Annotated in this window: 11 protein-coding genes; 5 read left to right on the top strand and 6 right to left on the bottom strand. The window is 70.0% G+C overall.

The window, feature by feature from the left end:
- Positions 1-50: 50 nt before the first annotated feature.
- The 3 genes from ACZ5DS_RS34285 (at position 51) to ACZ5DS_RS34275 (ending at position 2,100) form a co-directional block, all read left to right on the top strand.
- The gene (locus ACZ5DS_RS34285; protein WP_189942581.1) at positions 51-197 is read left to right on the top strand and encodes a hypothetical protein; all 147 of its coding nucleotides are present in this window, start codon (positions 51-53) and stop codon (positions 195-197) included.
- A gap of 89 nt (positions 198-286) precedes the next feature.
- Positions 287-1,177 carry a hypothetical protein gene (locus ACZ5DS_RS34280; protein ID WP_468246393.1) on the top strand — a complete coding sequence of 297 codons (891 nt, stop codon included), beginning with the start codon at positions 287-289 and terminating at the stop codon, positions 1,175-1,177.
- A 164-nt stretch (positions 1,178-1,341) separates the two neighbouring features.
- A complete protein-coding gene (locus ACZ5DS_RS34275; protein WP_450213077.1) occupies positions 1,342-2,100 on the top strand; it encodes a DUF5131 family protein in 759 nt (252 codons plus the stop codon).
- Between the two features lie 33 nt (positions 2,101-2,133).
- On the opposite strand, the gene ACZ5DS_RS34270 is transcribed toward ACZ5DS_RS34275, so the two are convergent.
- Entirely contained in the window at positions 2,134-3,243 is a 1,110-nt protein-coding gene (locus tag ACZ5DS_RS34270) for a three-Cys-motif partner protein TcmP (protein ID WP_468246390.1), read from the bottom strand.
- Between the two features lie 137 nt (positions 3,244-3,380).
- On the opposite strand from ACZ5DS_RS34270, the gene ACZ5DS_RS34265 reads away from it, so the two are divergent.
- Entirely contained in the window at positions 3,381-5,681 is a 2,301-nt protein-coding gene (locus ACZ5DS_RS34265; protein WP_468246388.1) for a hypothetical protein, read from the top strand.
- A 183-nt stretch (positions 5,682-5,864) separates the two neighbouring features.
- Here the strand turns inward: ACZ5DS_RS34265 and ACZ5DS_RS34260 are convergent, their stop codons facing one another.
- Positions 5,865-6,257: a hypothetical protein gene (locus tag ACZ5DS_RS34260; protein WP_468246386.1), complete on the bottom strand. Its 393-nt coding sequence runs from the start codon at positions 6,255-6,257 to the stop codon at positions 5,865-5,867.
- A 204-nt stretch (positions 6,258-6,461) separates the two neighbouring features.
- A complete protein-coding gene (locus tag ACZ5DS_RS34255) occupies positions 6,462-7,526 on the bottom strand; it encodes a hypothetical protein (protein ID WP_468246383.1) in 1,065 nt (354 codons plus the stop codon).
- Between the two features lie 425 nt (positions 7,527-7,951).
- Between ACZ5DS_RS34255 and ACZ5DS_RS34250 the strand changes: the two genes are divergently transcribed.
- The gene (locus ACZ5DS_RS34250; protein ID WP_468246381.1) at positions 7,952-10,291 is read left to right on the top strand and encodes a helicase associated domain-containing protein; all 2,340 of its coding nucleotides are present in this window, start codon (positions 7,952-7,954) and stop codon (positions 10,289-10,291) included.
- A gap of 102 nt (positions 10,292-10,393) precedes the next feature.
- Here the strand turns inward: ACZ5DS_RS34250 and ACZ5DS_RS34245 are convergent, their stop codons facing one another.
- The 3 genes from ACZ5DS_RS34245 to ACZ5DS_RS34235 form a co-directional block, all read right to left on the bottom strand.
- The gene (locus ACZ5DS_RS34245; RefSeq protein WP_468246379.1) at positions 10,394-11,440 is read right to left on the bottom strand and encodes an AAA family ATPase; all 1,047 of its coding nucleotides are present in this window, start codon (positions 11,438-11,440) and stop codon (positions 10,394-10,396) included.
- Positions 11,441-11,518: 78 nt separating this feature from the next.
- Entirely contained in the window at positions 11,519-13,972 is a 2,454-nt protein-coding gene (locus ACZ5DS_RS34240; RefSeq protein ID WP_468246376.1) for an integrase, read from the bottom strand.
- An 8-nt stretch (positions 13,973-13,980) separates the two neighbouring features.
- The gene (locus ACZ5DS_RS34235) at positions 13,981-14,739 is read right to left on the bottom strand and encodes a TnsA-like heteromeric transposase endonuclease subunit (protein WP_468246374.1); all 759 of its coding nucleotides are present in this window, start codon (positions 14,737-14,739) and stop codon (positions 13,981-13,983) included.
- Between the last annotated feature and the right edge of the window lie 158 nt (positions 14,740-14,897).

Below are 14,897 nucleotides of genomic sequence, written 5' to 3'. Positions count from 1 at the left end.
GATGAAAACTGGAGAGAGTCCAAAAGCAAATACCTCGATCGAATTCAGGCATGGAGCGGTCGTCCCGCGTGCTGCTGCACACGACGAGCCCCGGCACGCGCGGACGTGCCGGTCTGCGGCTGCGGACGCACTCCCTCGACCAGTTCGGGACACTGTCGTCGTTCCTGCGCCGGCAATGGCATGCCGGACTACGCTGAGGCGGGTGCACAGAGACTTAGGAAAGAGCGTTCCGGTCGGCGTAATGGGGCAGTCCGGCATACCCGTTGACCGGTTCTACGGGCGGCCGATGGACATGGTCACCTGGGACGACGACAACTTCGTGCACAGCGACCCCACGTGCCACGAGGCGATAGGCACCAGCCCCGGGCAAACGCGCCGCGTCCGCTTCGACGCGGACAGCGCCTTCAGCATGTGCGGCTGCTGCCGTGTGGAGTCCCTGGCCGCGGACGCCGGCCTTGCGGACGCCGTCTTCGACCTCGTAACCCTCCTGGAGGCCCTCCAAGAGGAGGACGAAGAAGCAGAAAACCGTCAACAGCCGCACTATACGCCGGACTTCCTCGGGCCCAACTTCAACCGCGACCACTGGCGCAACCTGCAGTTCCGGCTGTCGGTGACCGTCGAGGGCGTGAGGGCGCACCCATGGCTGCACGACTGGGCGCGTCCGGCGCTGACCCGTGCCGCAGCTCATACGGAACGCCGCTGTGAAGAACAGCGGACCCTCATCGACACGGTCACCCTCGAAAAGGCCGCCGTTGCTCTGCAGCAGCGCGAGCAGTCCACCGAGCAACTGGCGCAACTCTGGCAGGCGTGGCGGCACAGGGAGGACTGGCGCATCACCACCAGCCCGGACTACGCCTGCTACGACAAGGGCGCCCGGCTGCGCCCGCCACCACGCGCCGGCATCGCCGAACGCGGCGCAGCGACCGTGGAGGCCAGCGTGCGGCTTCCTCCCATCGGCCCGGACGATGACGGATTTCGGCTGGTGGAGCCGCTGTCGATGTGGGAGATCGCCGCGCTCGCCGTCTACAAGACCACCGCTGACTGGGCCGCAGGCGTCATCACCCTGGCCGCGCCGCCCGTCGTCGTGCAAGAACTCCTCCATCCCGCCAGGGGCCTGGACATCACACCTCGTGCAACGGGCGCGGCCCGGACGCCACAGCCGCCCGCAGCGCCGTGACAGTCGCCAGGATTGAAACAAAGGTTCTATTGTGGGTGGCGGTTACGGCGCACGGGGCGCGGGCGGCTGCCGGTGACCGGGGATGAGCCGGGTCGTTGGGAAGACAGCGGCGGGAATCCTGTCGGCGGGGCGAGGCGCGGTTCGAGGGGATGGAGGGCCGACCGGTGAGTGACCGCAGCGCGATCGAGTGGACCGAGGCGACGTGGAACCCGACAACGGGCTGCGACCGTGTCTCCGCCGGCTGCGATCACTGCTATGCGCTGACGCTGGCGAAGCGGCTGAAGGCGATGGGCTCGCCCAAGTACCAGGCCGACGGTGATCCGCGTACGTCCGGTCCCGGCTTCGGACTGACGCTGCACCCTGACACCTTGCGCGTACCCTACGGGTGGAAGAGTCCGCGGACGGTGTTCGTGAACTCGATGAGCGACCTCTTCCACGCCCGGGTGCCACTGGACTATGTGCGGCAGGTCTTTGCGGTGATCGCTGAGACGCCGCAGCACACCTACCAGGTCCTCACCAAGCGCGCCCGCCGCCTGCGGCAAATCGCTGGGCGGCTGGAGTGGCCGGCGAATCTGTGGATGGGGGTCTCGGTGGAGAGCGTCAGAGAACTGCCCCGCATCGAGGACCTGCGCCAGGTGCCAGCCGCGGTGCGGTTCTTGTCGTGCGAGCCGCTGCTCGGCCCGCTGACCGGCCTGGACCTGACGGATATCGACTGGGTGATCGTGGGCGGAGAATCCGGGCCCGGAGCCCGCCCCATGGACCTGGCCTGGGCACAGGATGTGGTGACCAGCTCCCGCCAGTCCGGCTGCGCCACGTTCGTGAAGCAGCTCGGCTCCCGCTGGGGCAAGCACCACAAGGAGATCAGCCGGTTCCCCGCCCCGCTGCGGGTCCGCGAATACCCCAGGCCACGCGTCCACGTGTGACCAGCCCTGCCCGCCTCATCGCGGGAGGGCGTCTCAGGCGGGCAGGCTGACCTGGCTCTTCGTCGTGAGTTTCCCACTGGAGAGCAGGGTCACCTGGCCGTTTTGCCGCATCTCCCGTATGGCCTGCAGGGCGTGTTTCGGCATCCAGCGCGAGGTCTCGGTCAACAACCACTCGCCCACCGTCTCCACCGTCGCCGGCCCCATCGACAGGCGCTGCGCGACCAGTTCCAGCAGTTCGGTGTCGGCGAGCCCAGCGGCCTGGAACAGGTCGATCTGACCATCAGGGATCGCACCGCGCGTACGCGGGTCGCGGAAGCTCTCACCGTCCCGGTCGTCGACCTTCCACATGGCCTCCTTCATCGCTTTCAGACCGGCGGTGCTGCCGGTTCCGAAGACAAGGTAGAGCGGCTGTCCGGTGCGGGGGACCAGTTCGAACTGCAGCTGGTAGGGAAAGCCCGACCGGCGCAGGGCGTCCCGGTAGGTCGACAGCCACACACGCCACCGCTCGTCGGGGCGGCTTTCTGCATCAGCAGGCGTCCAGAATGCACGGCCGCCGAAGACGGTGTCGAGGACGTCCGGGTTGAGGTTCTCGCGTCGGCTGAACCAGTTGGGCCCGAAGGTGGTGACGACCTCGCTGGAGGGGTTGCGGGCGATGCGCCGCATCACATCCAGCGGAACATTGACGCTGCCCCAGCTGTCGAAGATGCCGAGGATGGGCTGGCCCCAAGCACCCAGCCGGGTCAGCAGGGACACGCTGTCGGTGCCGGCGTCGCCGCGCTGGACCTCGATGTGGACCGGCAGGTCGCGCAACGGTCCGAAGCGGGTGTGGAGCTCACCCAGCAGGTGCTGGTGCCGGGCATGGTCCTTCTCGATGAAGATCAGGTGCACACGCCGGGGACTGAGGTGCATGCGGTCGACCGCGCTGTGGTTCAGCAGGCGTTCGAGAATGAAGACGGGCGAACCCGGTTCTCCGTCCTGGTAGCGGCCAGGACCGGCGAACGCGTCCAGGAGCGTGACACGGGGGCGGGAGTAACCGGTGCGCTGGGACGTCTGCAGCAGAATGGGCCACCAGGCGTCCAAGTAGCGCTGGTACAGGCGATGCTTGGCGGCCGTCGCCGGTTCCAGCTTCCATAACACACCCATCCCGGCCCCCTCCAGGTCGATGGGCGGGCATGTGCCAGCCGCACCCCTAGACCACTGATGGTGAGAGCAACCCGGTTTGGTGTAAAGAGCACATACGAGCCGCCAAGTACCGGTATCCGCACGGCCGACGCCGAAGTTTGCCGATGATCGGCAGGCCTCTAGGCTTCCTTCCGCAGCAGAGCGCATGTCGGGGTAGGGGGCACGTGGTGGAGTTGGCGCGGTTGTCATCGTTGGCTGAGCAGCTGGTCAGGATCGGGTTCGAGCGGCTTGCCCAGGGCGCGCCGACCGTGCTGAGCAGCTCCCCGCTCGCCGGCGAGCTGGCCTTCCGCGCACCGGAAGACTGGCAGAGCGTACCCGAGCCGTCGTGGGAGCAACTGGCGCCGCGCGCAGCAGAATTGCTCACCCAGGGGCCGTTGCTCCTGGTGCCGACCTGGGAACGAAGGCCGGACTCGGAACGGCGCCGTGCAGCCAGTCCCCCGGACTACTACGTCGAGGTCATGGCCGCGTGCCGGCCGCCATCACCCGACGCCGTGATGGCGGTGCTGCTGCCGGCACACCCATGGGTGTCGGATCAGCCCTGGGCGGCCGAGATGCGCACCAAGATCGCCGAGCACTGGGACATCCTGCTCCTCGCCTACGGGACCGGCATGCTGACGCAGATTTCCGCGAACGCGGAATCAGCGGTTGTCTTCCTGCGGGCCCGCGCGCAGACCAGCCCCGTCCTGAAGCTCTTCCAGGTGCCACGCCCCCGCCCCGACGAGACGGCTGTCGTCAAGGACTTCGAGCGACTGCTTCACCGTCAGGGCGGCAGGGGAGAGTACGGCTATGTGCTGCGGGAGATCCCCGGCCCGCAACAGAGTCTCTACTTTGACCGCTTCGACCCGCATATCCTTCAACGCCGCGAGGACCTCGCCGGCTTCGGAGCCGTCAACGACCTGGGGGATCTCTTCACGTTCCGCCGCTCCTCCTTCAGCGACGCAGCCCTCAAACGAGGCAAGCAGCTGACATCCCCGAAGGCTCCCGGCGCGGTGCGCATGATCCGGCCACGCGACATCGCCAGGGACGGCACGATCACCCCGCCGTCGGAGGAGACCCTGTGGGCCACCATCCCCGCGGACCAGCAACTCACGGCGGGAGACCTGGTGCTCCGCCGCATGAACGCCCCGATCACGGTGCCTCCGCACGGCTTCTTTACCGCCGAGGTCGGCGAAGAGGACCTGCCCGCCGCCGCATCCGACCAAGTGGTGATCCTGCGGCCCATCAAACCGCTCTCCCGGCCGCAGGCCCGCCTCATCAGCATGTTCCTGCGTACCCCGCTCGCCCTGACCCTGGCCGGACCACGACTGGCCATCACCAGCATGGAAGCACTGTCCGCGCTGCCCGTCCCGCAGCCCGATGAGGCGCTGACCAAGGCCCTCGACGAACTGACCGCTGCCAAGCAGCAGTTCAAACGCTGGGAGCAGGAGGCGGACTCGGTGATCGAATCCGTCTTCTTGGAAAAGACCGCGGCCCAAGCACGCGCCCGCGTCATCGACTCCGGCCGCGCCTTGCGGCTGCGCGCCGAAGCAGCCTTACTGCTCGACGACCTCGGGCACAGCGTCCGCACCCGCTTCCCCTACCCCATCGCCTACCGCTGGCGCGAGACCGAGGCCCGCATCAGCGCCGGTGACACCCAGGCCGCCTACGCGGCGATCCTCGACACCGCCGAAGAACTGCTGTGCTATATCGCCCAGCTCGTCCTCGCCCTCACCCACGCCCGAAAGATCACCCTGGGCTCTGTGACGGCGATCCGCGACAAACTCGCCGGCGGCCGCAGCGGCCCAGGGTTCGGCGACTGGGCCAATGTGCTCAACGAAGCCGCGAGCAGCAAGCAGTTGAACAACCTTCCCCAAGCCCACCCCCTCAACGACATCCGGACCCTGCTGGCACACCAGGACGCCGAAAAGGCCCGCCAAGCCCTGAGCGAGCGCCGCAACAACCAGGCCCACCTGCGGCGAGTTGACCCGATCGATCTGCCCCACGCCATCGACGTCGCCTTCGCCGACCTGACCCGCCTGGTCGAACGGGCTCGCTTCCTGGCCGACCTGCCCCTGCTGGAAATCACCGATGTGCGCTGGGACGCCTTCGCGCGCAGCGCCCGCGTTGAGTACCGGGAGCTGGCCGGAGACCACCCAGTCGTCCCCACCCGCACCATGACCTCACCCAGCAACGACCTGGAGACCGGCAGCCTCTACCTCCGCGACACCGACGGCGCGCTGCACCTGCTGCGCCCCTTCCTGATCGGCCGGGACTGCCCGACCTGCCGCACCTGGTCCACCTTCCATGCCGACCGCGTCCCCAAGACCGCCGTGGTCTTCAAAAGCCTGGAACACGGCCACACACTCGAAGACACCTCTCCCGACACCCGCCGCCTGCTGGGGCAGATCGGCTTGGTGTGAAGCCTCGTACGGGGCAGGGCGCGGCATCGTCTGGCGGTCGACAGCGACTACGTCCAACGCCGACTCCGTCAGGCGCAGCGAACAGTCGAATCATTGATCACGTGCCTGCCTGCAGGACAACGCGTGTCCGTCTGGTCTGCCCCCTTCAGCCCGGCTGTCCGGTACGCCGCCGGGTTGGCGGCCTCACCCGCGCTCACGCACGACACCCGGGACGATCATGATTCGATGTGCTGACCAGGCGGTATGGCAGGTGCCGGATACGGCTTTGCGCCACCCTCCCGGCCGGTCATCGCGGGTGCGGATGCGGCCGGGTGCCCCGCAGAACTCGCAGGTGCGCTCCGCCTCCGCCTCGGCGGCAGCGATCAGCGTCCGCAGGATGTCGCCGCTGCCCGTTGGCCACCCCACGTAGACACGAAGGCCGCCGAGCTTCTCCTTAAGATCGAGGAGACGGTAGCCGGGCAAGACCGTACGGATCTGTTCGTGCAGACGCTCCAGCAGGTGCCGCCAGCCCGGTCCCACGGCGTGTATCCGTGCGGGGAGCTGGACCGGGCGCGCGGGAGCAGAGTCTTCGGGCATTCCCCCATCCTCGCGCACAGCGCGTCCATGCAGGCCATGCCCGTGTGCGAGGCGCCTCGTCTCCCGACCCGGACGGGGGGCCGGGTGGCTGAGCCCCGGCGTACGCAACGCCGAGACGCGGTCCGAGGCGGTGGACGGGAACGTCGCCGTTGGCGATCCGTGGACAGGCGGCGGGCTGGGCGCGCGGCAGTCATGGCGTGGGACTTACACACGGCCGTCCAGAGTCCAGCCTCCCGGGGCGGGAAGCAGTTCGGTGGTGATCATCTGGCCCAGCTTCCAGGGCAGGCAGGAGCGTTCGGCGAGTGTCGCCTCCAGCGTCTGTTCGGTGTGCGGAGCATGCACCGGCAGACGCCGGTGGCGGCCGCGGGCCGGCCGCCCCGCCATAGTCGAGGTCTGGCGGGTGCGCCGCGGCTGCGGCAGGAGCGGATGCTGGCAGGCCCAGATCTCGACCACGTCCCGGCCCTCGGCCGGGATGGCCCACTCCTCAAGGAGCAGCGCGACCCGCTCCAGCCAGGCGTGGTCCTCGTCCAAGGTCAGGGTGCGGCGCAGGCGCCGCCGTTCCCGCGCGGCCAGCGCCCGGGCCAGGTGGACAGCCTCCGGGTAGAACACCAGCGGCGCGACGCGCAGCTCGTCACGCCCGGCGTGTCCCAGCGCGCGTCTGCGGGCCTGCCACACGGGCGCGTTGAGAGCGGGAATGTTCCACCAGCAGGAGAGGATGGCGTAGGCGTCCGCGAACATGGCGCGGCCGCCCGCGCCCAGGCGCCGCTCCAGCTGCAGCCGCAGCCGGTGGGCGGTGACGACTTCGGGCAGTGCGGTCAGGGGGAGGGCGGCCGTCCCCGGTTCGCGGCGGTTGTCCAGCCAGCGGCCGTGGCGGGCGCACACCTGCCAGGTCGCATCGCTGGCCAGGTAGGCGTCCAGGCTGGTGCCCTTGGTACGGGCGCACAGCTCGCACACCCGCACCAGGTAGCAGCCGTCTGTGTCCCAGGGCCAGTCCCACACCGGTGGGCCGTCCACCGGCAGCAGCCGGTGGCTGCGCAGGTTCGGCAGCGCGCGCTGCAGCTCGGTGACTTGGCGGCCGGACATGACGGCGAGTTGCTCCAGTGCGGCCGGGTTCAGATACCCGTCGCTGTAGCGCGGGTCGCTCGGACATCCGCCTTGGCGCAGCGGGGTCCCGAACATGAGCCAGAACTCCTCATCGGGGATACCGCCGTTGAGGTCCGCCAGGCGGCGCGTGTAGGAGCCGGTTGACTCTCCGCCGATGAACGGCATCACCGACCGCCCCAGCCGCTTTGCTGGACGCCAGGCCTTCGCCCGGCGCGGTCGGGCCGCGCGGGCACGGGGTGTACGGGACGCCGTCACTGTCACATGCCTTCCTCATCATTGCCCTCGACGGAGCGCCGGTCTTCACCGTCGGGACACCGCGCCGAGCCCCACGGACCACGGCTACCCGAAGCGGCCAGCCGTGGCCCGCGAAGAGACGCCCCGCCTGTCCGTGTACTTCTCTACGGCCTCCGGCCGCCGCACGCGGTGCGTTCGGTGACCGCGCCCCGGGCGCGCCGTGTCTTTGGCCGAAAATCTTCGATGCGCGGCCCGGGCCGGTGCGTCCAGCAGGTACATTCCCGCGCGATCTGAGGGCCGGGCCCAGGGTCGGCCGGGCATGATGCGGTGCCTCGGCAGCTCCGTGAGGAGAGGGTATGGAGTTACGCGAGCACCAGATCGAGGCGCTCGCCGCGATCGATGCCGCCGTGGCCGACGGCGAGCGGCGCATGACGGTGGTGGCCGCCTGCGGCACCGGCAAGACCCTGATCGCCCAGCAGGCCGCGCAGCGTCTGGCTCCCCAGGGCGCCGTGTTGGTGCTGATGCCGACGAAGGCCCTGGTGACGCAGACCATCAGGCGCTGGCGTGAGGCCGGCCGTGAGGGGCTGGCGCTCGGGGTCTGTTCCCTGCGTCAGCGGGAGAGCGGACTGTCGCCCGGCGAGGCGGTGATGACTCGTCACCCGCGGGCGATCGCCCGTGCGATGCGGGTCGGCGGCCTGGTCACCGTGTTCGCCACCTACGGCTCGCTGCACCACATCCAGCGTGCCCACGAACAGCACGGCCTGCCGCCCTGGGACCTGGTGATCGCCGATGAGGCCCACCGCACTTGTTCCGCCTTCGGAGACGGCTGGGGCACCGTCCACGACGACGCCGCTATCCCCGCCAAGACCCGTCTGTACATGACCGCCACGCCCAGGATCTGGGGTGCCCCGGCCCAGGCCGAGCTGCTGCCGTTCATGGAGCGCATCCCGCTGGCCACCATGGACCACCGCGACATCTTCGGCCCGACCGTGTTCGAGCTGGGCATGGCCGAGGCCATCGAGCGCGGCATCCTGGCCGACTACCAGGTCATCATGCCGATCGTCGAGGACAGCGACCTGCACGCCATCCTCGCCGCCCGCCGCCCCGCCACCAGCGCCCACCACAACGGGCTGCGCAACGCCGCCGCCCAGGTGGCCCTGCTGCGGGCGATCGCCGAACACCGGCTGCGCCGCGTCCTGGTCTTCCACAACCGCGTCGCCCTCGCAGAGGCCTTCGCCGCCTGCCTGCCGGACACCGCCCTGGAGGTCGGTGAGGAACTGCGCATCGAGAACCTGTGGGCGCAGGCGATCCACGGCCAACAGCCGAGCGACTGGCGCCGCGACCTGCTGGACGACTTCGCCGACCCAGACCGGGACTGCGCGGTGCTGTCCAACGTTAGGGTGCTGAACGAGGGCGTCGACATGCCCGACGTCGACGCCGTGGTCTTCGCCGATCCGCGCTACAGCACCATCGACGCCATCCAGGCCGTCGGCCGCGGCCTGCGCCAGCCCCCGGGCGCCGGGAAGAAGACCACCCTGATCTTCCCGGTCTACCTCCACCCCGGCACCGACACCGCCGACCTGCTGCAGGACTCCGCGTTCGCGAACCTGCTCACCCTCCTGCAGGCGCTGCGCGCCCACGACAAATCGTTCATGGACCGCATCGCACTGCCCGCCCGCACGCACAGCGGCACCACCACGGAGCGGCGGGCCGTCTACTACGCCCATCCCGAGCGCGCCGCGCAACTGGCCCGCGCCCTCGGACTGGAGATCACCCTGCCGGCCATCGGCACCTGGGAACAGGCCCTCACCTCCGCCACCCGCTACCGCACCAGCTTCGGGCATCTCGACGTCCCCGCCGACTACACCGACCCGGACGGCTTCGCCCTGGGCGAGTGCGTGAACAACCTGCGCCTGCGCCACTTCCTGGACCGCCTGCCGGCCGAACACAAACAGGCCCTGGACGCGCTCGGCCTGCCCTGGACCGCGTCGGCGCAGACCTTCGACTCCATGCTGGAGCACGCCCGCACCTGGGCGGCCGAGCACGGCCACCTCGCCGTCCCCGTCAAGGCCGACATCGGCGGCCACCAACTGGGCAGATGGCTGGCCACCCAGCGCCGCAAGGCCGCCGCAGGCCAGCTGCCCGACGTCCACCAGCAGGCACTCGCTGCCCTCGACCCGCACTGGAACGCGCCCTGGATGGACTGGAAGCGCAAATACGGCCGTGCCAAGGCACTTGCCCAGACCCCCGGCTGGCGGTTCACCTCGCGGTCCCAGCATGCAAGCCGCGAGGACCGCATCACCATGAACTGGATCTACAAGCAGCGGCTGAAGTTCTTCCGCCTGGAGGATGCCCAGCAGGACCTGCTGCTCCAGCTGGGCATCCCGCCCCTGCCCGACGGCATCTACTACGACAGCTACTACGACCCCGAACGCCACGCCTTCTACGAGGGCCTGGGACACCTTGCCGCGTTCCTGACCCGCGAAGGCCACACCGACGTCCCCCGTCGCCACCAGGAGCCGTGGTGGGGCAACGGCGGCGAACTGTCAAAGACGTTCCCGCTGGGGGAGTGGATTCACCAGTGCCGCAAGCACCCCGAGGCGCTCACCGAAGAGCAGCGCCGCGCTCTGGAAGCGCTGCGCATGGTCTGGGATCCCAGCTTGGGACGCCGCACGCGCCCCAACCCGCCACGCTAGGCGCAGCTACGCCCAGGCGATCGAGGCCTGTCGCGCGCCCGTGCTCCGCCGCCCGTGCGGCAGAGCACGGGCGGCACGCGGGTCGGGGTGGCCACAAGCAGGTCACAGGTGCACGACACCACCGAGCGGGATGGAGTCCAACAGCTCCAGGGTGATGCGCTCCTGCTGGGAGCGGATCGCCGTCTGCGCCGCCTGGCAGATTAGATGCGACAGCATCCGCATGTTGCCGCGGCTGCGGGTGTGCAGGTACTGCGACAGCTCCAGCAGGTCGCCGCGGGTGTGCCGGTACAGCCGTAATTTCTTGTCGAACCGGTCGACGATGACGGCGAAGGTGCGGGACTCCTCGTCGCTGAAACCGATCCGGCTGGTGCGCAGCACCGGGTGATCACCCCACGGCTGCTCGTTCGGTTCCAGGGGCGTCTCATTGTCCCGGGTGAGCGGGTCGACGATGGAGCGTGCGCCGCGCCCGCAGTAGATGAACGTGGCGCCGGTCTCCTCGCTGATCATGTCCAGGTACTGGAACGCCAGTTCCGCCTCCACAGCGGTGCGCAGCCGCTCGATGCCGTCGATGAGAACGAGGAGGGTGCGGGCCTTGCGCATCGTACGGATGACGGACTCGGTCGGATCCCCGCTCTCGCGTTCCTGGCCCAGGAAACGGGCGAGGGCGCCCGCCCAGTTGCGGTTGCCGCGCGCCGTCGCCGGCACGTTCAGAGTGATCACCGGGATACGGTTCTCGTCCGGCCCGTACAGCTTGGAAAGCTTCTGTTCCCAGTGCACGCCGATCCACCGCAGCAGGGCGCTCTTGCCGGTGCCGCGCGGGCCTTCCACGATGATCCCGACCTTGCCGCCCTCGCGCTGCCGGTTGGCGTACACCCGCGTGGCGACCACCTTCAAGGCTTCGGTGATCGCCGGCGTGACCACGATGTTCATGTGCCCGTGGTAGAGCAGCCGCGGGTCGTGTTCGGTGACCTTCGTACCCTCCGGCGCGCAGTCGGCCAGGTCCGGCGGCTTGACCAGCCGGGCTGCCAGCGCCCGCCAGGCATAGCAGTCCTCGGGCCACAAAGGGGCCGGCGGGGCCAGGAACATCGGCTCCGGTTCGCTCATGCGGGCCAGCAGCCGCTCCGCCTCGCCGGCTTTGTCCGCCTCCATCAGGCAGTCCTCTTTCCGTTCTCTGTCCGGCTGGCGATCCTGGCACGCCCGGGGTGCCCAGATCGCCTGGCACGAGGCTCACGACACGCCGTCACCGTCGTCGTCACCGTCCTCCTCGTCGGTGGTGTGCGTCTGGCGGATATCGGCGATGATCCGCCGGTAGCGGGCAGCCAGGGCCTCACCGCCCTCACCAACCGCCCCACCGGCCGGGGCGCTTTCCCAGGCGGCGAGAGAGGCGTCCGGGGCCACCGGCCCGCTGTCCCAGTCGATGACCGCCTGCGCTTGGTTGGCCACGTAGAGGCCGGTGTCGTCCAGCGCCAGCGGATCCCCGTCCACCTCCGAGTCCAGCGGGTCCCTGTCCGATTCCGGGTCCAGGGCCAGCAGTTGAGAGCGGTCGAGCGGGGCGCGTCCCGCATACGGGTCGAACGCTGCAGCCGGCGCCGGCGGCGGCACGGGCGTGTAGCCGTCGGGCAGCTGTACCCGTGCGGCCCGGTCCGGGCCCTCGGCGGCGCGCTCCAGCAGTTCGGCGAGCGCCTGCGCGATGGCCTCCTCATCGATGATCCGGCCGCCCCGCTCGAGATGCTGGGAGGCGGCGATGTCCCACAAAAACTGCGTGAACGGCTGCCCGACCAGGTGCTGGTGCACCCACGTCGCCTCCACCCACTCGTTGGTGTCATGGTTACGCAGCCACACCCTCGACAGGTCGTTGGGCGTGTACCGCAGCTCCCACCGGCCTTTCCTCTTGCCCCGCAGTCCGGAGCGGACTCCGCGGCAGGGGTTGAGCCCCTTATTCGGATCGCGCTCGGGGTTGTCGTAGGTGCGGTTCTTGAACCGGATGCCCTGCTTGCTCACCCCCACCCAGGCGGTCGGCAGCAGCCGCAGATAGTCGTCGCGGGTCAGCGGGATCGGCAGATAGCCGTCGACGGCCACGCAGGCGGCGTACATCTGGTTCGGCGTCAGCTCGGGCAGGTAGGCGTCGTACGGATCGGCGAGCTCGGGATGCGGTGTGTTCTGCCAATCCAGTGCAATCCACTGCTGGAGCATGTCGTCGAGTTCGGCCAGCGTCCACAGCCGCTCGCCGTCCACGGTCCGCCGCACTCGCACGGGATCGTTGCCGGTGTAGGTGTTCACGTGCTGGCTGAACTTCGATTTCACGGTTCCGAAGGTGCGCTCCACGATCGCCTTGTCCTGGCCCGTGCGTTTGCGCGCCGGCCGCACCGAGATGCCCAGGTACTCACATGCGTCGAAGAAGGTCCGCCCGACGAACACCGTGCCGTGGTCGATGACGATCAGATCCGGGATGATCACCGGCCGGGCCGCGGCCTGCGCGAACCGGGCATCGACCGCAACCAGTTCCTCGAACGGCAGGTCGGAGGCGCTTGCGTGGACGGCCGCGTCGAACCCGGGCCGCATCGGTGCCGGTACCAGGGCCTGGGCCAGCAGCTCGCAGGCATCCACCGCCTTCGTGGCCCGGCCCTTGCGGCGCGGCGCTCCCACCAGACCGCCCTGGCCGCCCTTGCGGCGTTTGCCCCGCCGCCCGGACTGCTTGGGGCGCACCACTGCGGCGATGATGCTGCGGGTCGCCACACACACCGCGCAGGTCAGTTCCACCCGGGCCGGCTGACCGTCATCGCCCAGCACCCAGATGTCCAGATCGGTCGAGTCGATCTGCACCAGCTCGCCCGGCATCGTCGCCGACGTCACCGAAAACGGCGGCACCGACCCCGGGCCCGCCAGACGGAGACCGCCCCGGCTGCCGCCCAGGTCTCTGGCATCGATACCCAGTCGCTGCAGCAGTTTGTACAGCGTCGGCTCGGCCGGAACCTTGACCGATTCCCCGTGCGCGGCGCGCACCGTCCGCCGCAGCTGCTTGAACAGCTTGCGCGCGTCGCTGGGCGTGTCCATGCGCCGCCGCTGCCGGTCCACCAGCATCAGCAGCAGGTCCACCACCCGCGCATCGGTCAGCCCGTACAGCCGCCGCTGTTTGGTGCTGCGCCCATCCACCAGCGCCGTCACAGTGCGCTTCTTGCGGTACGCCAGCCGTTTGGCCTGCACCGTCTGCCAGGACACCGACCAGCCCAGCACGGCATGCAGCTCCGCCGCCTTGGCCTGGTAGCGCTCGATGAACGTGGTGGTGGCCGGGTCGTACATGGGCCGCGGCCGCGCGCCTGCGGGCGCGTCGGGCGGCAGCCCGGTGTCGACCTCGATGACCGCCCGCCACCACGTCTGCGCCGCTTCCGCCGCAGGAGCGGGGACGCCCTCCAGGGCAGCGAAGTCGGGCAGCTCGGCCTGGGTGATGGGCTGTCCCGCTTCGTCCAGGACCGCGAAGTCCGCGGCGGCGGCCAGCACCGCCAGCGGCACCGACACGGGGGTCTGCTCACTGCCGACGGGGGCCAGATACACCGTCACCCCGTCCAGGCCGGCCACCGCATACACACGGCCGCGACAGCGCACCTGGTCGCCGCGCACCAGGACTCCGCGCGGCGCACGCCGCACCACCAGCGACGCCCGCTCCGCCACGGACGCGCTCACGGGCGCCATCATGGCTGCTCCGTCGTGAACGGCCGGCGCACCGCGTCCGGTTCCCCCGCACCCAGCGGCCCCACCAGCGACCCGGGACCGAGCGGCACGCCCCAGTCCACGCCCAGCCGCCGGTGCCACAGCATGTGATAGAGCCGGGGCAGGGCCAGCATCCGTGGCACCCCGCACTGGGTCACGCCCTCCATCAGCGGCCGCGGCCGGGCGAAGGCCTCGCTCAGCGCGGCCTCCACGCCCGCATCGCCGTACCGCCAATGGCGGCGCCGCGAGACCCACCGCAGATTGATCAGCGCCACCGCCCCGGGCAACTGCGGCACCGCGAGCTGCCAGCCCGCCTGCCCGCACGCCTCACGCAGCACCTCCAGCTGCCGCTCGAACCTCTCACTCGGCCCCTTCTGGGGCGGGCACGCCACCACCAGCGTGCCCCCGGCCGCGGTATGCACGAAGAAGTCCGGCACCAGCTGCCGCTCCCGGCCCCGCTCGCGCCAGATCAGCTGCCCCGACCAGGCGCTGAGGCCGATCACACCGGGGTGGAAGTCGAGCAGCATCGCCGTCGCCAGCCGCTCCAGCGACCGGCAGCCCACATGCCGCCGGGTAGTCGCCGCCCACCACCAGGTGACGATGCTGCGCTGCGAGGGATGCCGCGACGGCTTCCACAGCTCGCCCCGCTCGGTCAGCGGAACGCCGGCCATCCGCTCGACCGGCCGGGTCCGCCGCACCCCGTACCGGTCCTGGTGGAGAACCCGCAACTCCCGTGCCATAAAAGCCCCTTGCATCACGCGGCTACACGCCCGTCAGACCTCATAGCACACCGCCTGCCCCGCCGCCCCTGCCGCACGACGCGTTCCGGACAGCATCAGGCCCCCCGGCAACCCCGTCCGGCCGGGCGGATACAACCGGCACGCCGCGGTCGCCAACT

This window comes from Streptomyces sp. NPDC031100 (assembly GCF_055570785.1).
Note: the sequence above shows the minus strand (reverse complement) of the source record. Positions and strands in the feature narration are given on the sequence as shown.

Bases quoted from the DNA above. Each gene is read 5' to 3' on its own strand.
- ACZ5DS_RS34260 (WP_468246386.1), bottom strand. From the start codon at position 6,257: ATGCCCGAAGACTCTGCTCCCGCGCGCCCGGTCCAGCTCCCCGCACGG.
- ACZ5DS_RS34280 (WP_468246393.1), top strand. From the start codon at position 287: ATGGACATGGTCACCTGGGACGACGACAACTTCGTGCACAGCGACCCC.
- ACZ5DS_RS34245 (WP_468246379.1), bottom strand. From the start codon at position 11,440: ATGGAGGCGGACAAAGCCGGCGAGGCGGAGCGGCTGCTGGCCCGCATG.
- ACZ5DS_RS34250 (WP_468246381.1), top strand. From the start codon at position 7,952: ATGGAGTTACGCGAGCACCAGATCGAGGCGCTCGCCGCGATCGATGCC.
- ACZ5DS_RS34285 (WP_189942581.1), top strand. From the start codon at position 51: ATGGAGCGGTCGTCCCGCGTGCTGCTGCACACGACGAGCCCCGGCACG.
- ACZ5DS_RS34255 (WP_468246383.1), bottom strand. From the start codon at position 7,526: ATGCCGTTCATCGGCGGAGAGTCAACCGGCTCCTACACGCGCCGCCTG.
- ACZ5DS_RS34235 (WP_468246374.1), bottom strand. From the start codon at position 14,739: ATGGCACGGGAGTTGCGGGTTCTCCACCAGGACCGGTACGGGGTGCGG.
- ACZ5DS_RS34270 (WP_468246390.1), bottom strand. From the start codon at position 3,243: ATGGGTGTGTTATGGAAGCTGGAACCGGCGACGGCCGCCAAGCATCGC.